The sequence below is a fragment of the Streptomyces sp. NPDC127097 genome, assembly GCF_042724075.1.
GTDB lineage: Bacteria > Actinomycetota > Actinomycetes > Streptomycetales > Streptomycetaceae > Streptomyces.
Genome location: NZ_JBHXFI010000001.1, coordinates 339206 through 360099, shown reverse-complemented (window position 1 = coordinate 360099; position 20894 = coordinate 339206). Strand labels below are relative to the sequence as shown.

The 20894-nt window shown below is 71.6% G+C and carries 16 protein-coding genes; 7 read left to right on the top strand and 9 right to left on the bottom strand.

The window, feature by feature from the left end:
- Position 1: 1 nt before the first annotated feature.
- The 3 genes from ACFWJW_RS01645 to ACFWJW_RS01635 form a co-directional block, all read right to left on the bottom strand.
- On the bottom strand, positions 2 to 1459 hold the full coding sequence (locus ACFWJW_RS01645) for a CpaE family protein (RefSeq protein WP_387233280.1): 1458 nt from the start codon (positions 1457 to 1459) through the stop codon (positions 2 to 4).
- A gap of 13 nt (positions 1460 to 1472) precedes the next feature.
- A complete protein-coding gene (gene cpaB / locus ACFWJW_RS01640) occupies positions 1473 to 2195 on the bottom strand; it encodes a Flp pilus assembly protein CpaB (RefSeq protein WP_387233278.1) in 723 nt (240 codons plus the stop codon).
- Between the two features lie 129 nt (positions 2196 to 2324).
- Positions 2325 to 3932, bottom strand: coding sequence for a hypothetical protein (locus ACFWJW_RS01635; RefSeq protein WP_387233275.1), 1608 nt, complete (start codon positions 3930 to 3932; stop codon positions 2325 to 2327).
- 408 nt (positions 3933 to 4340) lie between these two features.
- Here ACFWJW_RS01635 and ACFWJW_RS01630 point away from each other — a divergent pair, with 408 nt between their 5' ends.
- Positions 4341 to 5372: a chitinase gene (locus ACFWJW_RS01630; RefSeq protein ID WP_387233272.1), complete on the top strand. Its 1032-nt coding sequence runs from the start codon at positions 4341 to 4343 to the stop codon at positions 5370 to 5372.
- Between the two features lie 97 nt (positions 5373 to 5469).
- Here the strand turns inward: ACFWJW_RS01630 and ACFWJW_RS01625 are convergent, their stop codons facing one another.
- Positions 5470 to 6339 carry a trypsin-like peptidase domain-containing protein gene (locus tag ACFWJW_RS01625; protein ID WP_387233269.1) on the bottom strand — a complete coding sequence of 290 codons (870 nt, stop codon included), beginning with the start codon at positions 6337 to 6339 and terminating at the stop codon, positions 5470 to 5472.
- Positions 6340 to 6601: 262 nt separating this feature from the next.
- Between ACFWJW_RS01625 and ACFWJW_RS01620 the strand changes: the two genes are divergently transcribed.
- Both ACFWJW_RS01620 and ACFWJW_RS01615 read left to right on the top strand, forming a co-directional pair.
- Entirely contained in the window at positions 6602 to 7954 is a 1353-nt protein-coding gene (locus ACFWJW_RS01620) for a M14 family metallopeptidase (protein WP_387233266.1), read from the top strand.
- A 650-nt stretch (positions 7955 to 8604) separates the two neighbouring features.
- Complete coding sequence (locus ACFWJW_RS01615; RefSeq protein WP_387233263.1) at positions 8605 to 10185, top strand: alpha/beta hydrolase; 1581 nt, start codon at positions 8605 to 8607, stop codon at positions 10183 to 10185.
- Positions 10186 to 10408: 223 nt separating this feature from the next.
- Here ACFWJW_RS01615 and ACFWJW_RS01610 read toward each other — a convergent pair whose 3' ends face one another.
- From ACFWJW_RS01610 to ACFWJW_RS01595, 4 genes are all read right to left on the bottom strand, one after another.
- On the bottom strand, positions 10409 to 11890 hold the full coding sequence (locus tag ACFWJW_RS01610; protein WP_387233260.1) for a GntP family permease: 1482 nt from the start codon (positions 11888 to 11890) through the stop codon (positions 10409 to 10411).
- Between the two features lie 148 nt (positions 11891 to 12038).
- Complete coding sequence (locus ACFWJW_RS01605) at positions 12039 to 12449, bottom strand: RidA family protein (protein ID WP_387233257.1); 411 nt, start codon at positions 12447 to 12449, stop codon at positions 12039 to 12041.
- Positions 12446 to 13234 (bottom strand): IclR family transcriptional regulator, encoded by a 789-nt coding sequence (locus ACFWJW_RS01600; RefSeq protein WP_387233254.1) that lies wholly within the window; start codon positions 13232 to 13234, stop codon positions 12446 to 12448. The genes ACFWJW_RS01605 and ACFWJW_RS01600 overlap by 4 nt, the downstream gene beginning before the upstream one ends.
- Before the next feature lie 163 nt (positions 13235 to 13397).
- Positions 13398 to 14489, bottom strand: a complete 1092-nt coding sequence (locus ACFWJW_RS01595; protein ID WP_387233457.1) for a sugar kinase — start codon at positions 14487 to 14489, stop codon at positions 13398 to 13400.
- A 345-nt stretch (positions 14490 to 14834) separates the two neighbouring features.
- Between ACFWJW_RS01595 and ACFWJW_RS01590 the strand changes: the two genes are divergently transcribed.
- The gene (locus tag ACFWJW_RS01590) at positions 14835 to 16124 is read left to right on the top strand and encodes an amino acid deaminase (protein ID WP_387233251.1); all 1290 of its coding nucleotides are present in this window, start codon (positions 14835 to 14837) and stop codon (positions 16122 to 16124) included.
- 255 nt (positions 16125 to 16379) lie between these two features.
- Positions 16380 to 18014 carry an amidohydrolase family protein gene (locus ACFWJW_RS01585; protein WP_387233250.1) on the top strand — a complete coding sequence of 545 codons (1635 nt, stop codon included), beginning with the start codon at positions 16380 to 16382 and terminating at the stop codon, positions 18012 to 18014.
- 73 nt (positions 18015 to 18087) lie between these two features.
- On the opposite strand, the gene ACFWJW_RS01580 is transcribed toward ACFWJW_RS01585, so the two are convergent.
- Positions 18088 to 18768, bottom strand: coding sequence for a P-loop NTPase fold protein (locus ACFWJW_RS01580; protein ID WP_387233248.1), 681 nt, complete (start codon positions 18766 to 18768; stop codon positions 18088 to 18090).
- Positions 18769 to 18925: 157 nt separating this feature from the next.
- Here ACFWJW_RS01580 and ACFWJW_RS01575 point away from each other — a divergent pair, with 157 nt between their 5' ends.
- Both ACFWJW_RS01575 and ACFWJW_RS01570 read left to right on the top strand, forming a co-directional pair.
- Entirely contained in the window at positions 18926 to 20137 is a 1212-nt protein-coding gene (locus ACFWJW_RS01575; RefSeq protein ID WP_387233245.1) for a pyridoxal phosphate-dependent aminotransferase, read from the top strand.
- A gap of 85 nt (positions 20138 to 20222) precedes the next feature.
- Positions 20223 to 20684 (top strand): hypothetical protein, encoded by a 462-nt coding sequence (locus tag ACFWJW_RS01570; protein ID WP_387233242.1) that lies wholly within the window; start codon positions 20223 to 20225, stop codon positions 20682 to 20684.
- The last annotated feature ends 210 nt before the right edge of the window (positions 20685 to 20894 follow it).

The following is a 20894-nucleotide window of genomic DNA, read 5'->3' as shown; positions in this document are numbered from 1 at the left end:
CTCAGCCCTCCTCGTACGGGCCGGACGGGTCGAACGGCCCCGGGCCGGCCGCCGCCGCGGATCCCCGCCGCACACCGAACCGGGGGCCGGGGACCGGCCCCGCCCCGGAGGCCGGCCCCGACGCCTGACCCGGAACTCCCCCGGAACCGGGAGCCGCCCCCGGCGTTATGGCCTTGCGCTTGCGCCCGGTCAGCGTGGGACGGGCCCGGTGACTGCCGCGGCCCTGCCGTGCGGACGGCGAGTCGACCAGGGCGAGTTCGCCGGCCAGCGCGCACAGTGCCTGCTTGACCGTGGACCGGTTGTCCAGATCCTGCATCCGGCCCGCGTCGACGCAGGGCTGGAGCTCCTTGAAGGCGGCCGGTACATGGGTGCGGGCGACCTGGGTGCCGGTGGCCTTGGCGACCAGCGGCGGCTGGATCTCGGTGTTCCGGGTGAGGCGGTTGACCACCGTCGTGGTGTCCTCCGCCTTGCGGATCTGGAGCCGGTCCCAGAGCCGGACCTGCCGCTTGGCGGCGCGTACGGCCACCACGTCCGGGGTGGTCACCAGCAGCGCCAGATCGGCGAGTTCGACGGCCGCGGCATTGGCGGACTGCATCTGGGAGCCGCAGTCGACCAGCACGACCTCGTAGCGGGAGCGCAGCGCGCCGATGATCTGCCGGGCCGCCCGGTCGTCGACCTCCTCACCGCGTTCGCCCTCCTCGGGCGCCAGCAGCAGGCCGAGACCGGTGTGGTGGTCGTGCACGGCGTCCTGGAGAACCCGTACGGAGATGTCCTGAATGCCCGCCAGGTCGACGACCGAGCGGCGGAACTGGACGTCCAGGTAGGAGGCCACGTCACCGGACTGGAGATCCAGGTCCACCAGCGCGACGCTGCGGCCCGCGGCCCGTGCCGCCAGCGCCAGCTGCACCGCGGTGACGGTGGTGCCGACCCCGCCCTTGGCGCCCGTCACGGTCACCAGCGTGCCGGCCGGCCCGGGGGCCGCCTCCGGGCTGCCCCCTAGGTGGACCCGGACGCCCGCCGACCACTGCGCGGCGGCCTGCACCCGGGCGGCCAGCTCGTCGTAGCCGAGCGGCATGCCGACGATGCCCCGGGCCCCGGCGTCCATCGCCGCGGAGAACAGCGCGGGCCCGGCGTCCGTGGTGATCAGTACGACGCCGACGGCGGGGAAGCGCAGCGCCACCTCACGGATCAGCTCCAGGGCCGGCGTCGGCCCGATCCGCTCGTGGACGAGCACGACCTCGGGGAGCGCCTCCACGGCGGACGGCTGGCCCGCGGCGGTCGGCTGGCCAGCGGCCGCCGCGCCGGCACCCTGGGCGGCGGCGCCGGCCAGCGCATGGAGCAGCGCGGCGGAGTCCGCGACGGTGGGCGCGGGTTCGGCGTCCGGCAGCTGGTGGAGCAGCGAGGACACGGCGCGGGCGGCGTCGGGGTCACCGATGGCCGGGAGGATGCGGATGGTCACCTGAGGCTCCGGGTCACTTGTCGCCGTCGAGGGTGTAGCTGCGCTGGCCGGGCGGTATGGCGGTCTCGTTGCCGGGGGCGAGCAGGGCGAGCCGTACGTGGGAGGCGAAGGACTCGGCGTAGGCCACCCGTTGGGCGTCCTGGGTGTTCAGCGCGAAGGTGATCGGGACGGCCTCACCGGCCTGCCGGCTGTTGGCGGTGGTGTTGTCGCCCGGGTCCTTGGCCTCCAGGGGCGTCAGCTTGCCGACGTCGATGACCTGGGCGCCCGCGACGATGACCTTGGAGACCGGCTTGTCCTCGGGGCGCTTGCCCTCGAACGTGGCGTAGATGTTCACCCGGGCACCGGGGTTGATCTTGCCGGCCACACCGGTGGCGGCGTCGATCATGATGGCGATCTCCTGCTGCCCGGCCTTCAGCGCGGGCCGCTCGACGATCATGTCGTCCTGGAGCAGCGACCCCTTCTTCAGCGGGGTCACCGCGATCTTGCCGCTGACCTGGTCCAGGTCGGTCACGGCGGTGGGCGGCAGCCACCGCTGCGGCATCTGCACCCTTTCGAACTGCCCCGGATTCAGCTCTTTATAGGCCGCGACATCACTCTTCAGCCGGTACGCCGTCTTCTCGGGGCCGACCTTGGACTCGACGTTCTTGATCACCGACAGTACGCCGACGAACGCGCCGACCGCACAGAGAACCGACAGGAGCAGCAGGATCACTCCGCGGCGCTGGCGTGAGTTCATGGGGGAGGGACCTCGATCGGGACGGGGAGAAGGGGCGGGCGGGGGACGGGGTGGCGGTCACCGGGCGGGACCACCGGGGGCGGCCGACGGACCGGCCGGAGGGGCGGGGCCACGGCGGGCCGGTCGGGCTCAGCGCACGCGGGCCACCGTCCGCGGGGTGCCGGGGACGTCCGGGCGGCCGGCGAGATCCGGCTGACCGGCGGCATCGGGGTGGGCTGCGAAGTCGGGGTGGCCGGGCAGGTCCCACTGACCGGGCGGGTGGGGGGTGTCGGACGCGTAGGGGTTCCCCGGCACCGGCCGCCCGGACCCGTACGGGTTCCCCGGTACGGCCGGACCGCCCGCCGTGAGATCCGGTCCGCGTACGTCCAGTTGCCCGGGTTCACCACGACCGCCGGGGCGGCCGCCCCATACGCCCACCACACCGGGTGCGGCCGGGGCCCCGGGCCCGCCCGACGGCGAGAACGCGCGGTCCTCCCAGGGGGAGGGAGGCTGAGCGGGCGGGGGTGAGGAGGGGGCGGAAGTGGCGGGGGAGGCGGAGGTGTTGGGGGTGTGGGGCGCGGGGGTGGGGGACGCTGACGGTGACGGGGCGGGGGCAGGGGCGGGCATCGGGGCGGGGGCCGCGGGAACGGCCGAGGCCGGAGGGGCAGCCGACGCCGGAGGAGCGGGCGAGGCCGAAGGGACAGCCGGGGCGGGAATAGCCGAAGCACCGGGAGCAGCCGGAGCCGAGGCCGGAGCACCGGGCCCCGGAGCAGCACCGGAGGAGGACCCACGCCCCTCGGCCGAAGCCGTAGCGGCGCCCCCCACCTGCCCGGATGCCGGCCCGCCTATGGCCGCCGGCTCCTGGCCCGAGCCGCCACCCCCCGCCGCCCGTTCCCTCGCCAGCGGGGCCGCGCAGAACGCACAGTGGTCGCCGAGGAGTTCCAGGCCACACCAGCGGCACTCCTCGCGGCGTACGGAGACCACCAGCTGATGAAGGACCGACACATCCGGTATGGCCGCCGCGAATTCGATCAGCTTCGGCGTGCCCCACCACCGGGCGGACTCGGCGGGCAGCCGGGTCTCGTACACCCCCTGCACCTGCCAGGCCGGGGCGAGCGCGCCGGTGACCCACGCCGAGGTGAGCTGGCCGCGGGCGACCGCGAGCTGGGTGGCGAAGCCGGGCGCCGGCAGCCCGGCCTCGGTGCTGTGCCGGTCCAGGTGCAGCAACTGCGGCCGGGGATGGGCCAGCACCGCGAAGTGCGCGCCGGGCAGCCAGGACTTCATATGGGCCCGCAGATCGACCTCGACCCGGTCCAGGCCGCTGACGCTCCCGAGCAGCGCGCCGGCGTGAATGTAGTGGGCCAGCAGCCGGGCCGCGCTGGCCAGCACCCCGGGGCTGAGGTCGCACAACGACAACTGCCGCAGCTGACGGGCCAGTAAGGCGACCCCCAGCGGCGGCAGGGCCAGCGGCACGATGGCGATCCGGTCGCTCTCCAGGACGGCGCGCAGGGTGTGCAGCCGGCGGATGTGTGCGGGCGGGCAGACGGAGGAGTACAGCACGACGAGATGGCCGTGGTGTTCCAGTACCGCGCTGGTCTCCGTCAGGGCGTCGTCCAGCGGCTGGAGATGCGGGGCCTGGAGGACGACGGCGGCGGGGGTCAGCCGGTCGATGGGGGCACCTCCCTGCTCGAACGAAGTTGAGAGCATGGGGGAGGGCAGCGCGAGGTCAGGGCTGGTGACTGCAATCGCGGTCGGCACGTCGCTCCCCCACTCCCTCCGGCCGCCGGGGGTCCCGGGACCGCGGATCGGCACAGCTCTGCGCCATCGGCGCCATTCGCTCAGCACTTTATCCACAGAGATACGTCCCAGAGAACACGTTCTGGGCTACTCGTCATGACCATCACCCCGCAGGGAAATGGCGAATACCGGCCAAGCGTCCCGCACGGGAACATCCGCTTCCGACCGGACTCTTGACAGGGAGATTGGTCTGGACCACGTTGTACGGCACACGCAGGGGCCCCTGAACACGCATCCGCACTCTCCCCAACTTCCCCCCACACGGAGGCAGTCGTGGTTCGCGCACGCTCAGGAAGACCGAAGACCGGCCCGGGGAACGGGCCGCACACCGGGCCGAATTCCGGCCCGCATTCCGGGCCGAGGGACGGGATGTCGGCCGGATGGCCCGGGAGGCTGCTGGCCGGCCTCACCGCCGCGGTGCTGGCCACGGCCGGCCTCGTCGGGACGAGCACCGCCCGGGCGGCCGGGAATCACCCCCCGGCCCCCGCCGCCGCAGCCACCACCGCACTCGCCACCGCCGCCGTCCCCCGGCACGCCGTCACCGGCTACTGGCAGAACTTCGACAACGGCGCCACGGTGCAGAAACTCAAGGAGGCCGACGACGCCTACGACATCATCGCGGTCTCGTTCGCCGAGGCGACCGGGCAGCCCGGCGCGGTCACCTTCCGCCTCGACCCGGCCGTCGGCTATGCCTCCACCGACGAATTCAAGGCAGATATCAAGGCGAAGCAGGCGGCCGGCAAGGCCGTGATCCTCTCCGTCGGCGGTGAGCGGGGCGCGGTGTCCGTCAACGACGCCGCCTCCGCGCGGAACTTCGCCGACTCCGTCAGCGGCCTGATGGACGAGTACGGCTTCAACGGCGTCGACATCGACCTGGAGAACGGCCTCAACTCCACCTATATGACGCAGGCGCTCAAGTCCGTGCACGACCGGCACGGCGATGTCGTGGTCACCATGGCGCCGCAGACCATCGATATGCAGTCACCGCAGAACGAGTACTTCAAGACGGCGCTCGGGATCAAGGACTTCCTGACCGCCGTCAACATGCAGTACTACAACAGCGGTTCGATGAACGGCTGCGACGGCAAGGTCTACGCCCAGGGCACGGTCGACTTCCTGACCGCGCTCGCCTGCATTCAGCTGGAGGGCGGGCTCGACCCGTCCCAGGTCGGCATCGGCGTACCGGCCTCGGCCCGGGCGGCCGGCAGCGGCTATGTCGCCCCGTCCGTCGTCAACGCCGCACTGGACTGCCTCACCCGGGGCAGCAACTGCGGCTCCTTCACACCCCCCAGGACCTACCCGGGCCTCCGTGGCGCGATGACCTGGTCCACCAACTGGGACGCGGCCAACGGCAACGCCTTCGCGCGCCAGGTGGGCGCGCACGTCCACGGCCTTCCGTAACGGCGCCCCGGCCGCCCCGTCAGGGACCGGAGCCCGGCCCACCGCCAGGTCCCGCGCACCGCGGGCACGGGACCTGGGGTGTTGCTCCTGCTTCAGCTCAGTGGCGGGTGGCCTTCGGCTTCGGCAGCACACAGCCCTCGGCGTTCAGGTCCAGCTTGTTGCCGTCGCCGAAGCACTTCGGTATCTGGTACGTCTCCTGGGCGTAGCCGATGCCCTCGCGCACCGTGGTCTTGCCGTTCTCGTCCACCTCACAGGGGTTGTTGAGGGTGCACTCCTCGCCGCTCTCGTTGCTGGTGTTGTTGACGGCCGTGACCTTGCCGGTCGCGGTGTCGACCACCGGAGAGCCGGACGTGCCGCCGATGATCTGGCACTCCGGGGTGTAGCGGACCGAGTCCTTCCAGGTCCACTCGCCCTCCTTGAGGGTGGGGGCGAACCCGTCGATGCCGCAGGAGTAGATCTTCTTCCAGTAGCCGGAGACGATGCTGATCTTCGCGTCCTTGGCCGGGTGCTCGGTGGCCAGCTCCAGCGGCTTGATCTGGTACTTCTTCTCGATCTCGGCGTAGGTCGACCCGGTCTCGTAGAGCGAGACATCGGTGTCGGTCATCGTGGCGTAGGCGACCTTGGTGGCCTTGATCGTGCCCAGTTTGCCGGCCGACTTGTCCAGCAGGGTGAAGCTGCGGCTGGACGGCTTGTCGACGACGACTTCGCCGGCGCCGGGCATCCCGCCTTCCAGGCAGTGGCCGTTGGACATCACCAGTGCCGGGTCATCCGCCTTCGACCCGGGCATCCGGACGACCGAGCCGGAGCAGTTGCTCAGCGCGACACTGCCGGCGAAGTCCACCGCCTTGGTCTTCTTCTGGGTGGGGTGCTGGTCCTGCGGCGCGGCGTGCGCCGTTCCGACGGTGCCCAGCAGGGTTGCGGCGCCCAGTGCGGCCGTGGCCAGGGTGCCGACGAGAGGTCGATTCATGTGGGGGTCCTCTCAGCGTCTGTCACCGAAAGTCCTTGCGCGGACCTTCGGTTTTGTCGTGCGCATTGTTGGCGACTCGGCACGTCCTGGCAATCAATTTCCGCCGCTCAGGAGGAAGTTGAGGGATTCGCCACTTTCCGGTGGCCGATTCCGGTGGCCGATTCCGGCGCGCCCCACATATGGCCGCCCGACCTCTTGTCACGGCCATGACATGGGCCAAAACTGACGCCGTCGCTTCGCCTCACACCCCACAGGAGACCGCATGCGACCACGTATCCGCGGCGGACGCACCACCGTCCTCGCCGCACTCCTCTCCCTCGCGCTCGCCGCCCCCATCGCCGCCGCCCAGGCCCAGACCGCACCGTCCGCCGGGCTCACTCCCCACCCCGCCCAGCAGGCCGAACTCCCCCACCAATACGAGGTGACCGGCCCCGCGACCCGCGCGGAGCGCACCGCCCTGGCCGCGACCGGCGTCAGCATCGACGAGGTCCACGCCCGCGCGCTCGTCATCACCGCGACCCGCGCCCAGGCCACCGCGGTCCGCCGACTCGGCCACACCCTCCGCAAGTTGCCCGACCCCCCGGGCTTCGCGACGTCGTCCCCTCACAAGCCCCGCGCCAAGGACTTCCCGGCCGGCTACGCCAACTACCACACCTACGACGAGGCCACGAAGGAGATCGACGCCCTCGTCGCCAAGCACCCGGACATCCTGAGCAAGCAGGTCATCGGCACCTCCCATGAGGGCCGCGACCTCCTCGCCCTCAAACTCAGCAAGAACGTCACCAAGGACGAGCAGGAGCCCGAGGTCCTCTTCACCGCCCACCAGCACGCCCGGGAACACCTCACCGTCGAGATGTCCCTGTACCTCCTCAACGAGTTCACCTCGAAGTACGGGAGCGACGCCCGCATCACCAAGATGCTCGACTCCCGCGAGATCTGGATCATCCCGGATCTGAACCCGGACGGCGGCGAGTACGACATCGCCTCCGGCTCCTTCCGCAGCTGGCGCAAGAACCGCCAGCCCAACGCCGGGTCCAGCGCGGTCGGCACCGACCTCAACCGCAACTGGGACTTCAAGTGGGGCTGCTGCGGCGGCTCTTCCTCCAGCCCCTCCTCCGAGACCTACCGCGGCAAGTCCCCCGCCTCCGCCCCCGAGGTCCAGGTCGTCTCGAAGTTCGTCCACGGCCGCAACATCGGCGGCAAACAGCAGATCACGGCCGCCATCGACTTCCACACCTACAGCGAACTGGTCCTCTGGCCCTTCGGCTTCACCAACGACGACACCGGCCCCGGCATGACCCAGGACGAATACGACACCTTCGCCACCATCGGCAAGAACATGGCCACCACCAACGGCTACACGCCCGAGCAGTCCAGCGACCTGTACATCACCGATGGCGCGATCGATGACTGGCTGTGGGGCGACCAGCGCATCTTCGCGTACACCTTCGAGATGTACCCGTCATCCTTCGGCTCCGGCGGCTTCTACCCGAAGGACTCGGTGATCCCCAAGGAGACGTCACGGAACCGGGAGGCGGTCCTGCAATTCCTGGAACTGGCCGACTGCCCGTATCGCGCGATCGGCAAGGAGGGTCAGTACTGCAAGGGGAGCTGACGAGCCCCTGACGGATCAAGGGCGCCCGGCGCGGCTCCATGCCGACGCCGGGCGCCCCTTCGTCGTTCCCCTACGGGGCACTACAGCAGGTGATCGGCCTTGCCGGCCTTGATGTCGAGGACGAGGGCGCGGAGCGCTTCACGACCTGCGCATCAGCCTTTACGACGGGCACCCGCGCCACACCCACCGCCGTCTCGCGGCCGCCTGTGACGGCAGGCGGCGATCCGTGCTTCTGCTGCTGGCCTGTGTGATGCACGCCTGCGACGGCGAGTGGGGGTTCGGGGAGTCCCCGCAGCCCGGCGACGGGACGCGGTTGCGGGCGGTGTTGCCGCGCGCGAGGGCTCGGGCATAAGGGCAGGCGGCTTGCGCTAACAGGTCACCCGGCGCCGTGCCGGGCGACCCGTCACGTACAGCGGCAGCCGCCGCAGCGCTCCTGTCAGCCGGCCGCCCGGCCGCATGTCACCGTTGCTCATGCTCGTGATCACGGGGACGGCGGCCAGCGCCTTTCGGTTCTCCTCCGCAGGTCTTTCTTCCCGTACCCCAGGAGTCGGATCAAGATCGCTCCGTTCGCCCTGCGGAGGGATTCGCAGACATGACCCCACGCGAAATGGTCGTTCCTTCCAGAAAGTTGACCGGAAGGAACAGACATCGTGCGAATACGACGCTTAGCGCCCGTGCTTGCGGTGGGGGTCACGGCAACGCTGGTCCCGGCCTTATCCCCGGCGCAGGCATCCGCCGCGGTCCCACTTCAGAGATTCCAGAACCAGCACCCCGCGTGGCACCGTTGCGACACGTCGACGCCCGCCGCACACCAGTGCGCGACGATCGAAGTGCCGCTGGACTACGCCCATCCCACCCGTAAGACCATCAAGCTGGCCATCTCCCGCATGAAGGCCGGCGCCCCGAGCAAGCGGCACGGCGCGATCCTCTTCAACCCCGGTGGTCCCGGCGGCGAGGGCCTGTCCATGCCGGTCATGATGAACGGCATGATGCCCAAGGAGGTCCGCGAGCAGTACGACCTGATCGGGTTCGACCCCCGCGGTGTGGGCCGGAGCACTCCCGTCACCTGCGGTATGACGGCGGCGGAACAAGTCACCGAACACCCGTACAAGCCAGAGACATTCAAGCGTGACGTCACCTGGGCGCGAACCGTCGCTGAAAAGTGCCGCGGCAAGAACGGCGACACACTGCGGTACATCACCACCCGCAACACCGTCCGTGACATGGACGTCATCCGCGCCGTACTGGGCGAGAAGAAGATCTCCTACCTGGGCTACTCGTACGGCACGTACCTGGGCGCCGTCTACGCCCAGATGTTTCCCCAGCGGACCGACCGCTTCGTACTGGACAGCGCGATCGACCCCGGCCGGGTCTGGCGCGGCATGATGCAAGTGTGGGCGGAGGGCACCGAACCGGCTTTCACCCGCTGGACGAAATGGACCGCTCAGCGCAACCACACCTACCACCTCGGTGCCACCCCGGCCGCGGTGAAGAAGACGTTCTGGGACCTGATCGCCCGAGCCGACCGCGATCCGATCCCGTACGAGGACGAGAAGCTCAACGGGGACGGCATCCGTTCCGCTCTGCGGCGCCAGTTCTTCAGCCCGCAGAGCGCCGCCGCAAGCGTCGTCAGCCTGAAGAAGGCCGCCGACGGCAAACCCGGCTCGCGCAACTCCGCGACGCCGGACGACGCCCCCGGACCGCACCGCTCCGCGGCGCCCGGCGGGCAACTGCCGGCCGACAACGCCTCCGCCGTCTTCTGGTCCATCGTCTGCGGCGACACCGCGGCCTGGCCGCGTGATCCTGATCAGTACCGGCGTGACGCGGTCCGGGACAAAGCCAGGTACCCGCTGTACGGCGATTTCAGCTCCAACATCACCCCCTGCGCCTTCTGGAACAAGCCGGCCGAACCGGTCACCGCCGTGCACAACCGCACCGGCATGCTCACCGTCCAGAATCAATGGGATTCCCAGACGCCGCTGTCCAGCGGACTGGGCATGCACCGCGCCCTGAAGGGTTCGCGCATGGTCTACGTCAAGGGCGGCGAGGGGCACGGCGTCTACTACGGGGACCCGGGCGCCTGCGCCAACCGCGCGGTCAACGCCTACCTGAGCACCGGACAGCTCCCGGCGCGGGACGTCACCTGCGAGAGGCCCGGCCACCAGAACCGCGGCCCGCGCGAGGGTATGGTGCCGATGCCGCGACACACACCGGGAGCGCCCGGCTTCTGACCGCCTCGCTCACCAAGCCACCCACGCCTCAGGTCCTGGCTGTGGCCACAGCCAGGACCTGAGGCGTGGGGGTCGGCGGGCTGCAACTTCCGTGGCACGAGAGCGTATTCGCCGGAGCCGCGTCGGGGGCCTCCCGGGCGTACCGGCACCCGGCTTGAGCCGACGGGGCGCCCTGCGTCATGCCATGGCGGGCGCCCCGCCACGTACGGCGGCCACCGCGGCACTACACGAAGATGCTGACCACCCCCGCCACCCCAAACCCCGCCACCGACAGCACCGACTCCAGGACCGTCCACGACTTCAACGTGTCCCGTTCCGAGATGCCGAAGTACTTGCTCACCATCCAGAAGCCGCCGTCGTTCACATGTGAGGCGAAGATCGAGCCTGCCGAGATGGCCATGATGATCAGGGCGAGGTGGGCCTGGGACATGTTCTGGCCCTCGATCAGGGGGACGACGATGCCGGCCGTGGTGACGATGGCGACCGTGGCGGAGCCCTGGGCCACGCGGAGGACCAGGGAGAGGAGGTAGGCGAGGACGATGACCGGGAGGCCGACGTGGTGGAAGGTGTCGGAGAGGGCGGTGGCGACGCCGCTGCCCTTGAGGACGGCGCCGAAGATGCCGCCGGCGCCGACGACCAGGATGATGTTGCCGACCGGCTTGAGCGAGGCGGTGGAGACCGTCTCCAGGGACGTGCGGGACCAGCCGCGGCGGATGCCCAGCAGGTAGTACGAGAGCAGCAGGGCGATCGTCAGGGCCACGAAGGGGTGGCCGAAGAACTCGATGACCGAGCGGCCGGGCGAGGGGGCCAGGGCGATGGAGGAGAAGGTCGCCAGGAGGATGAGGAGCAGCGGGGTGCCGATGATGGTGAGGACGGTGGCCAGGGGGACCGGCGCCTCGTCGGACGGGACGCCGGCCGCGGCCTTTTCGGCGGTGACGGCCGCCTTGGCCTCGTCCGCCGCCTCGACCATGTCCTGGGGGACGGGGACGAAGAGCCGCTTGCCGATCCAGGCCGCGTAGCCCCAGGCGGCGAGCACCGCGGGGATGCCGCAGACGAGGCCCATGAGGATGATCCAGCCCAGGTCGACCTTGAAGAGGCCGGCGGCGGCGACCGGGCCGGGGTGCGGCGGCAGGAAGGCGTGCGTCATGGAGAGGCCCGCGAGAAGCGGCATGCAGTAGAGGAGGATCGACTTGCCGGACCTCTTGGCGGCCGCGTAGACGATCGGGGCGAGGACGAAGATGCCGACGTCGAAGAAGACCGGGATGCCGAAGATCAGGCCGGTCAGGCCCATGGCGAGGGGTTCGCGCCGCTCGCCGAAGAGGCGGAGCAGACGGGCGCTCAGCACCTCGGCGCCGCCGGAGACTTCGAGGATCGCGCCGAGCATGGTGCCCAGGCCGATGATGATCGCGACATGCCCGAGGATGCCGCCCATGCCGGTCTCGATCAGCGAGACGGCGTCGGACTTCTGGACCGTGCCGAAGAGTTCGGTGACCGAGAGCCCGGCGGCCAGACCGACCGCGATGGAGACGGTCAGCAGCGCGACGAACGGCTGGAGCCGGATCTTGATGATCAGTACGAGGAGCAGGGCGATGCCCAGGGCGGCGACCGTCAGGAGGCCCGCGGTGCCCGGTATCAGGGCGAGCAGTCCACCGGTGTGGGGTGGTGCCGGTGGGGTTGGGGCGGCGGTCGTGGCGGCGAGGTGCATGGGTGAACTCCCGTGGCAGGCAGCGGCTTTCCGGGTAGGGGGGACCGCGGCAGGGCGCCCCGTCGGTGCGGGGTGCCCTGCCGTGCGGCGGATGGTGCGGACGTACTAACGGCACAGCGGTTGGCTCACTAAAGGCACGGCGGGTGGCTCAGCTCAGGACGGCGAGGGCGTCGATCTCGATGAGGAGCCCCGCGGGCAGACCGACGTAGACGGTGGTGCGGGCGGCGGGGGCCTCCTTGAGGCCCTGCTCCTCGAAGTAGGCGTTGTAGATCTCGTTCATCTCGGCGAAGTGCGCCACGTCGGTGAGGTAGACGCGGATCATCATCGCGTCGTCCCAACTGGCGCCGCCCTCTTCGAGGATGGCCTTGACGTTGGCGAGGGTCTGGAGGGTCTGCTCGCGCAGGGTGGGGCCGGCCGGGGTGGGGGCCTGGCCCTCGACGGCGGGGAGGAAGCCGACCTGGCCCGCGACCTGGAGGATGTTGCCCTTCCTGACGCCGTGGGAGAACTTCGCGGGCGGGGTGGTGTGGGTGGCCGGGGTGAGCGCGGTCTTCTCGGTCATGGGGTCCGGGCTTCCTCTGCGGGGTGGGTGGCTGACGGGGGGACGGGGGTTCCGGAGTACTCCCGGCTGATGGCGTCGGCGGTGCGGCGGACCAGCGGGAGCAGCCCGAGGAGTTCCTCGGCGCTGATGACGACATTCGGTGCGGAGACCGACATGGCGGCGACCAGGCGGCCGTCGGCGCCGCGGACGGGGGCCGCGACGCAGTTGATGGACTCCTCGTGGCCACCGAGATCGGTGGCCCAGCCCTGTTCGCGGACCTTGGCCAGTTCGGCGAGGAACGCCGTGGCGTCATGGGTCGAACGGGACGTGTAGCGGGGGTAGTCGAGCTTCTCGGCGAGGGCGCGGCGCTCGGGTTCGGGGAGGTCGGCGAGGAGCAGCTTGGCGACCGCGGCGACCGTGATCGCGACGGGCTTGCCGATCCGGGAGTACATCCGGACCGGGTAGCGGCTCTCCACCTTGTCGATGTAGAGGACCTCGTTCTCCTCGTGGACCGCGAGGTGGACGGTGTGTCCGCATCTCTCGTTGAGCGCGACGAGGTGGGGGTGGGCGATCTCGCGTACGTCGAGGTTCTCGACGGCCTGCTGGGCGAGGGCGAAGAGCCGGGCGCCGAGGCGGTAGCGCTGGTCGGACTGGCGGTAGACGAAGCCGTGTTCGTGGAGGGTGCGCAGCAGCCGGAGGGCCGTGGACTTGTGGACGCCGAGCCGGTCGGCGACCTGGCCCAGGTCGGCGGGCCCCTCGGCGAGCAGCGGCAGAATGCTCAGCGCCCGGTCGACGGTCTGGCTCATGCCGGCACCTCGTTGCCCTCGGCCCGGTCGGCGGTCCGGCGCACGCCAGGCACCTCGCTTCGCCCGGCCCGGTCGGCGGTCCCGCTCATGCCGCCACCTCGCTTCGCCCGGACTGCCCGGTCGCCCGGGGCGCGGCTCTCGATGGCTCTCTCACGTGGCTCGTTCACTTCGTGGGTACCTCCTCGCCGGCCCTGTGGCCGGATGTGTCGGCGTCGGTCCAGCCGGGAGCGAGGTGCAGTCTCTCCCAGGCCGGGTCGTCGAGGGCGGCCAGGCGGTCGGCGTACGGCCGGCTCGGCGGGGTGGCGAGATCGCCGGGGACGGTGAGGGCGGCGGCGGCCCACAGATGGCCGTGCCGGAGGCGGGCGCGGTCCGGGAGGCCGCGGAGGGTGGCGGACAGGAAGCCGGCGGCGAAGGCGTCTCCGGCGCCGGTGGCCGCCACGACGTCGACGTCCAGGGCGGGGACGAAGGTGGCGGTGCCGGTGGCGTCGTCGCGGTGGCCGCCCGCGGTGCCGGTGGCGTCGTCACGCCGTCCGTCCACTGTGCCGGTCGCGTCGTCACGCCGTCCGTCCGCCCCTCGCGTCCGCCGGAACACCGTGGCGCCCGCCGCGCCCTGCTTGACGACCAGGGTGTGCGGTTCCGGCAGCGCCCGGCGGATGGCCCGGGGGCCGTCCAGGCCCCAGGCGTCCCGGGCCTCGTCGTCGCCCACGAACACCAGGTCCGCGCCGCGGGCGAGGTCGAGCAGCACCCCTGCCCGCGCGGTGTCCCGCCACAGCCCCGGCCGGTAGTTGACGTCGAAGGAGAGGAGCGGACGCCCGGGGCGGCGGGCGGTCAGCTCCGTCAGCAGGCCGAGGCAGTCCGCGGACAGCGCCGCCGTGATGCCGGACAGATGCAGGATCCGGCCGGCGTGCAGGGCGGCCCGGTCCAGACCGTCCGCCGTCATGGCGGAGGCGGCGGAACCGGCGCGGTAGTAGGCGACTTCATGGCTGCCGGTGGCGCGGTCGCCGGCGGTGCGGAAGTAGACGCCGGTGGGGCGCAGCGGGTCGCGCCGGACGTGGCGGACGTCGACGCCGCAGGCGGCGATGGCGGCCAGCAGGTGGTCGCCGAAGCCGTCGGTGCCGACCCGGGAGATCCAGCGGGTGGGGTGACCGGTACGGGCGAGGGTGCAGGCGACATTGGATTCGGCACCGCCGATGGCGCGGTCGAAGGAGGTGACATCGGCGAGCCGCCCGGGCAGCCGCGGCAGGAAGGTGACCATGGACTCGCCGAGGCAGACGACATCGACGTCCGGGACGGGTGCGCCGTCCGGGGCTCGGCTGTCGCCGGCGTTCGGGGACCTGGTCACGATCGGATGCGCTCCTTCGCTGTACGGCTCACCCGGGCGCGGCCGGGGCGGAGGTCCGGGTGTCGTCCGGGCGGCGGTTCGGTGTCGTCCGGAGCGGCGGTCCGGGTGTCGTCCGGGGCGGTGTCCAGGGCCCGTTCCGGCCGGTTTCCCACGATGCTTCTCACCATTGACCGGGCGATGGCCCGGATGTTAGACAGCTGTACGCGACATGCGCAATGCGTGTTGCAGAGAGTGCAACAGGAACATGGAGGAGGCCCCATGGCCGGCGAGCGGCTCGCGCAGGGACTCAAGGGACTCGCGGACGAACGGGTCGACCACCGCTTCAAGGCACTCCCGCCGGACGCCGAAGGGCTCACCGTCGGAGAGCTGGCCGCCGAGCGCCGCAACCTCTTCGACGGCGGTTTCACCACCCCCGTCCTCGCCCTCTCCGCCGAGTCGGTCGAGCACAACCTCGCCCTGATGGAGACCTACGCGGACCGGCACGGCCTCGCCTTCGCCCCGCACGGCAAGACCTGCATGGCCCCGCAGCTCTTCGCCCGTCAGCTGGAGTACGGCGCCTGGGGCATCACCGCCGCCGTCCCCCACCAGGTCCGCGTCTACCGCGCCTACGGCATCCAGAAGATCTTCCTCGCCAACGAGGTCGTGGACCCGGCCGCCCTGCGCTGGCTCGCCGCCGAACTCGCCGACGACCCCGAGTTCCAGCTCATCTGCTACGTCGACTCGCTGCGCGGTATCGAGCTGATGGACCGCACCCTGCGGGAGGCCGGCGCCACCCGCCCGGTGGACGTGGTCGTCGAGCTGTGCGCCGGCGAGGGCGCGCGCACCGGCGTCCGCACCGAGACCGAGTGCCTGGAACTCGCCGATGCCATCGCGGGGGTGGACACCCTGCGCCTGGTGGGCGTGGCCGGCTACGAGGGCGAGGTGCCCGAGGCCACCCCGGAGCGGGTGACCGCCTACCTGCGCCGACTGGTCGCGCTGGCCGAGGCGTTCGACAAGGCCGGCCGGTTCGCCGACCTGGACCAGATCGTGGTCAGCGCCGGCGGCAGCGCCTGGTTCGACGCGGTCGCCGAGGTCTTCGCGGACCTCCCCGCGCTGTCGGCCCCCGTCCTCAAGCTGCTGCGCTCGGGCGCGTATGTCTCGCACGACGACGCCCACTACCGCCGGCTCACCCCCTTCAACCGCGTCCCGGACGAGGGCGCCCTGCACCCCGCCTTCCGGCTGTGGGCCCAGGTCGTCTCCCGTCCCACGACCGAGCAGGCGTTCCTCAACGCGGGCAAGCGCGATGCGGCGTACGACCTGGATCTGCCGCAGGCCCAGGTCGTCCGGTCCGGCCGGGACGGCACCGAACGCCCGGCGGACGGCCTCACCGTCACCAAGCTGTCCGACCAGCACGCCTGGGTCGACACCGAGCGGGCCGGCGATGTGGAGGTCGGCGACTGGGTCGCCCTCGGGCTGTCCCACCCCTGCACCATCTTCGACAAGTGGCAGCTGATCCCCCTCGTCGAACAGGACGGCACGGTCACGGACTTCATCCGGACCTTCTTCTAGGGTCTTCAGCCAGGCCCTCCCTTTAGGGCCTTCTTTTAGGGCCTTCTCCCAAGACCCTCTTCCAGGACCTTCTTCGAGGACCTGCCCGGCGGGGCCCCGGCCCCGTGGGCTTCCTGGGGCGGAGCCTTGCTCCCGCCTCCCCGGACGCCGGCGGCGCGCGCCGATCCCCCGCGGTGCGCGCCGCCGGCCCCGGTCCCGCGACCGCACGTCCCCTGGGCGCCGACGCTCCGGGCAGCGAGAGAGGCAGGCCGAGCCATGGAGACCGTGTTCCGCGACGTACGCGTCCTCGACGGGTCCGGCGGTCCCTCCTACCGCGCCGATGTCGCCCTGTCCGGCGGCCGGATCGCCGCCGTCCACCGCGAGTCGGACGGCGGTCCGCGGCCGGGCGCCACCCGTGTGGTGGAGGGCCAGGGCCTCGCCCTCTCCCCCGGCTTCATCGATATGCACGCGCACAGCGACCTGGCGCTGCTGCGGGACCCCGGGCACGAGGCGAAGGCCGCCCAGGGGGTCACCCTCGAAGTCCTCGGCCAGGACGGCCTGTCGTACGCACCGGTCGACGACCGCACCCTCGCCGAGGTCCGCGCCCAGATCACCGGCTGGAACGGCGGGGCGCCCGGGGACACCTCCGTCGACTTCAGCTGGCGCACCGTCGGCGGCTACCTCGACCGCCTCGACCACGGCTTCGACGGCCAGGGCATCGCCGTCAACGCCGCCTATCTCGTCCCGCAGGGCACGGTACGGATGCTCACCCTCGGCTGGGAGGACCGCGCGGCCACCGCCGACGAGCTGGCCCGTATGCGGCAGCTGGTCGCCGAGGGCCTGGAGGAGGGCGCGGTCGGGATGTCCTCCGGCCTGACCTACACCCCCGGGATGTACGCCTCCGACGCCGAACTGACCGAACTGTGCCGGGTGGTGGCCCGCTACGACGGCTACTACTGCCCGCACCACCGCTCCTACGGCGCCGGTGCCCTCCAGGCGTACGAGGAGATGGTGGCCCTCACCCGCGAGGCCGGCTGCGCACTGCATCTGGCGCACGCCACCATGAACTTCGGGGTCAACGAGGGCCGTGCGCCCGAGCTGCTGGCGCTCCTGGACGACGCGCTGGACGCCGGCGCGGACCTCACCCTGGACACCTATCCGTACACCCCCGGCTGTACGACCCTGGTCGCCATGCTGCCGAGCTGGGCGAGCGAGGGCGGCCCCGGGGTGATCCTGGCCCGCCTCCGGGACGACGCGACGGCCGCCCGCATCCGGCACGTCATGGAGGTGGAGGGCGCCGACGGCTGTCACGGGGTGCCCATGGACTGGGACACCATCGAGATCTCCGGGGTGTCGCACCCCGAACTGGCGGACCACGTCGGCAAGACCGTGGCCCGCACCGCCGCAGAGCGCGGCGAGGAGCCCTGGCAGACCGCCCGCCGGCTGCTGATCGAGGACCGTCTGGGCTCGACGATCCTCCAGCACGTCGGCCACGAGGACAATGTCCGCCGGATCATGCGCCACCGGGTGCACACCGGCGGCAGCGACGGCATCCTCCAGGGCGACAAGCCGCATCCGCGGGCGTACGGCACCTTCCCCCGGTACCTCGGCAGGTACGTCCGCGAGCTGGGCGTGCTGTCGCTGGAGGAGTGTGTCGCCCATCTGACGGGCCGTCCGGCCGCCCGGCTGCGGCTCCCCGACCGCGGCCTGGTGCGCGAGGGCTACCGCGCCGACCTGGTCCTCTTCGACCCGGACACGGTCGCCGCCGGGTCCACGTTCGAGGCCCCGCGCACGCTGCCCACCGGCATTCCGCATGTCCTGATCGACGGCCGGTTCGTGATGGAGGACGGGCGGCGGACGGACGTACTGGCGGGGCGGTCGGTGCGGCGGACGGCGCCGGGCCGGGGCTGAGGTCAGCCGGGCGGCGGCAGCGCCCCCACGGCCGCGCGCAGGACCAGCCGTTCGATCTCCGGTCCGCTGCTCGTCAGATGAGCCCCCAACTGCCGGGCCAGCCCAGCGGCTTTCCGGACACCGAGGGCGCGGTGCTGCACGGTGTGCACATCCTGTGGGTGGACGACCATCCGCGGAACAACGAGTCGCTGGTCAACGCCTTCCGGGCGGCGGGCGCGGTGGTGCGGATCGCCGAGGACCCGCGCCACAGCTCGTCGACCAGGCCGGTCACCCCGAGCGGCCCGGCGGCGACCGTGGTCATGGCCCGTACGGCCCGCAGCAGCGCGCCCCGCTCGGAGATCCGCTGGAGTCCGCGCCGCAGCACCCGCCGGTCGAAGCGCATCAGTACGGATTTGATCAGCCCTTCCAGTGCGTCGGCGCCGGTCGAGGTCCAGGCGTTGTACCAGACGGTGTGCACCTCGGGAGCCTGCGCCAGCTCCGCGTCGACCAGCCGCATCAGGCTGCTCTTCCCCATGCCCCAGCCGGCGTCGACGGCGAGGGTGAACGGGGTGGCGGCGCGGGAGGCGACCAGGAGTCCGGCGAGCGAGCCGGCGGGCGGCGCGGCCGGCGCCGAGCAGATCCGCGCCGGGCTCGGCCACCGGCTCGTCGTTGAGCAGCGCGAACGGGCCGCGGGGCGCGGAGACGGCGGGAGCGGGCGAGGCCGGTGTGGTGGCTGCGGCGGGTGCGGCCGGGGTAACGGTGCCGAGGCGGGCATGTGCCGGAGCGTAGTGGCGCGCCCCCGCCCGTAGGGGCCTCCGCGGAATTCGCACCCCCGGAATCGTCACCGGCCGTGAGGAACTCCACACCGTCCGGTGATCAACGTGGGGAAAAACACCGGGCGGCCGCCGATACGCGCCCGTAAAGTGGCGGACATGCAGGTGATCCAGTCAACGAAGCTCGCCAACGTCTGCTACGAGATCCGTGGCCCGGTGCTCGAGGAGGCCATGCGGCTGGAGGCGGCAGGTCACCGCATCCTCAAGCTCAACACCGGAAACCCGGCGGCGTTCGGCTTCGAGTGCCCGCCCGAGATCCTGGAGGACATCCTCCGCACGGTCGGCACGGCACACGGCTACGGGGACGCCAAGGGCCTGCTCTCCGCCCGCCGCGCGGTGATGCAGCACTACCAGACGCAGGGCATCGACCTGTCCGTCGACGACATCTACCTGGGCAACGGCGTCTCCGAGCTGATCCAGATGTCGATGCAGGCGCTGCTGGACGACGGCGACGAGGTGCTGGTCCCGGCCCCGGACTATCCGCTGTGGACGGCGTCCGTCTCGCTCTCCGGCGGCACGGCCGTGCACTACCGCTGCGATGAGCAGGCGGACTGGATGCCGGACCTGGCCGACATCGAGCGCAAGGTCACCGACCGCACCAAGGCCATCGTCGTCATCAACCCCAACAACCCCACGGGTGCGGTGTACGACGACGAGCTGCTGCGCGGTATCGCGGAGATCGCCCGCCGGCACAACCTGATCGTCTGCGCCGACGAGATCTACGACAAGATCCTCTACGACGGCGTCACCCACACCCCCTTCGCCTCGCTCGCCCCCGACCTGCTGACCCTGACCTTCAACGGGCTGTCCAAGTCGTACCGGGTCGCGGGCTACCGCAGCGGCTGGATGGCGGTCTGCGGCCCGAAGGCGCACGCCGCCTCGTACATCGAGGGCCTGACGATCCTCGCCAATATGCGGCTGTGCGCCAATATGCCGGCCCAGCACGCGGTCGCCACCGCCCTCGGCGGCCGGCAGTCGATCAACGAGCTGGTGCTGCCCGGCGGCCGGCTGCTGGAGCAGCGCGACACGGCGTATGAGCTGCTGACCCAGATCCCCGGCGTCAGCTGCGTCAAGCCGAAGGGCGCGCTGTATGCCTTCCCGCGGCTGGACCCCAAGGTCTACAAGGTCAAGGACGACCGGCAGATGGTGCTGGACCTGCTGCGCGCCGAGAAGATCATGATCGTGCACGGCACCGGCTTCAACTGGCCGGAGCCCGATCACTTCCGCCTGGTCACGCTGCCCAGCAAGGACGATCTGGCGGATGCCGTCACCCGGATCGGCTCCTTCCTCGACGGTTACGGACAGTACTGACCGGGGACTATTTTCTGTATGAGCCACAACTTTAGACAATGTCTAAGCTAGGCTGGTCTCCTGAACGTTTTCAGGAGGCCGTCCCATGTACGAACCGATCCGCACCAAGTCGGTCCACACCATGGCCGCCGCCCCGGAGATCCCGCACCGCTCGCGCGAGCAGGAGCTGGACATCCGGCTCGCCGGACAGCTGACCGCGCTGCTCACCGTCACCGATGAGCTGCATGCGCTGGCGACGCGGACGGACGGCGGCGCGCCGCAGGACGCCGGGCCGGGCGCCGGGCCGGCCGCCGCCGAGCTGGCCACCGCCGCCGAGCGCATCGCCGAGCAGGTCGCCCGGCTGAGCGGCGGCCACTATCCGCTGCGCGCCGAGCCCACCGACGGCGGCACGCCGGCCCGGATCGAGGCCCTCCAGCAGCGCGCCCACACCCTCGCCGGGAACGCCCTGGCGGTCGCCACCACCCGCGAGGACGCGGCGGCGGCGGAGCTGGCCGCCGAGCGGATGGCGGCCCACGCCGCAGCGCACCGGGATCTCGCCTCGGCCTGAGCCCGGGCGCCGGCCCCGGCCCGGCTCACCCGACCGGCTCAACCGTTCCGCGCCGCATCAGCTCACCCACAGCTACGAGCCGGGGGCCCCCACGGCCCGTGCGGGGGCCCGGCCGGTTTTGGCGAAGGGGGTTAAGCCGGGCCGCAGGGCCACCGCGCGGGTGTCGTCCCACCACACCATCGGCGGGTGGGGAGCCAAGGGGTTTTTGTG

Bases quoted from the DNA above. Each gene is read 5' to 3' on its own strand.
- ACFWJW_RS01620 (WP_387233266.1), top strand. From the start codon at position 6,602: ATGCGACCACGTATCCGCGGCGGACGCACCACCGTCCTCGCCGCACTC.
- ACFWJW_RS01625 (WP_387233269.1), bottom strand. From the start codon at position 6,339: ATGAATCGACCTCTCGTCGGCACCCTGGCCACGGCCGCACTGGGCGCC.
- ACFWJW_RS01605 (WP_387233257.1), bottom strand. From the start codon at position 12,449: ATGACCGAGAAGACCGCGCTCACCCCGGCCACCCACACCACCCCGCCC.
- ACFWJW_RS01600 (WP_387233254.1), bottom strand. From the start codon at position 13,234: ATGAGCCAGACCGTCGACCGGGCGCTGAGCATTCTGCCGCTGCTCGCC.
- ACFWJW_RS01575 (WP_387233245.1), top strand. From the start codon at position 18,926: ATGCAGGTGATCCAGTCAACGAAGCTCGCCAACGTCTGCTACGAGATC.
- ACFWJW_RS01595 (WP_387233457.1), bottom strand. From the start codon at position 14,489: ATGGTCACCTTCCTGCCGCGGCTGCCCGGGCGGCTCGCCGATGTCACC.
- ACFWJW_RS01630 (WP_387233272.1), top strand. From the start codon at position 4,341: ATGTCGGCCGGATGGCCCGGGAGGCTGCTGGCCGGCCTCACCGCCGCG.
- ACFWJW_RS01585 (WP_387233250.1), top strand. From the start codon at position 16,380: ATGGAGACCGTGTTCCGCGACGTACGCGTCCTCGACGGGTCCGGCGGT.
- ACFWJW_RS01590 (WP_387233251.1), top strand. From the start codon at position 14,835: ATGGCCGGCGAGCGGCTCGCGCAGGGACTCAAGGGACTCGCGGACGAA.
- cpaB (WP_387233278.1), bottom strand. From the start codon at position 2,195: ATGAACTCACGCCAGCGCCGCGGAGTGATCCTGCTGCTCCTGTCGGTT.
- ACFWJW_RS01570 (WP_387233242.1), top strand. From the start codon at position 20,223: ATGTACGAACCGATCCGCACCAAGTCGGTCCACACCATGGCCGCCGCC.
- ACFWJW_RS01610 (WP_387233260.1), bottom strand. From the start codon at position 11,890: ATGCACCTCGCCGCCACGACCGCCGCCCCAACCCCACCGGCACCACCC.
- ACFWJW_RS01580 (WP_387233248.1), bottom strand. From the start codon at position 18,768: ATGCCCGCCTCGGCACCGTTACCCCGGCCGCACCCGCCGCAGCCACCA.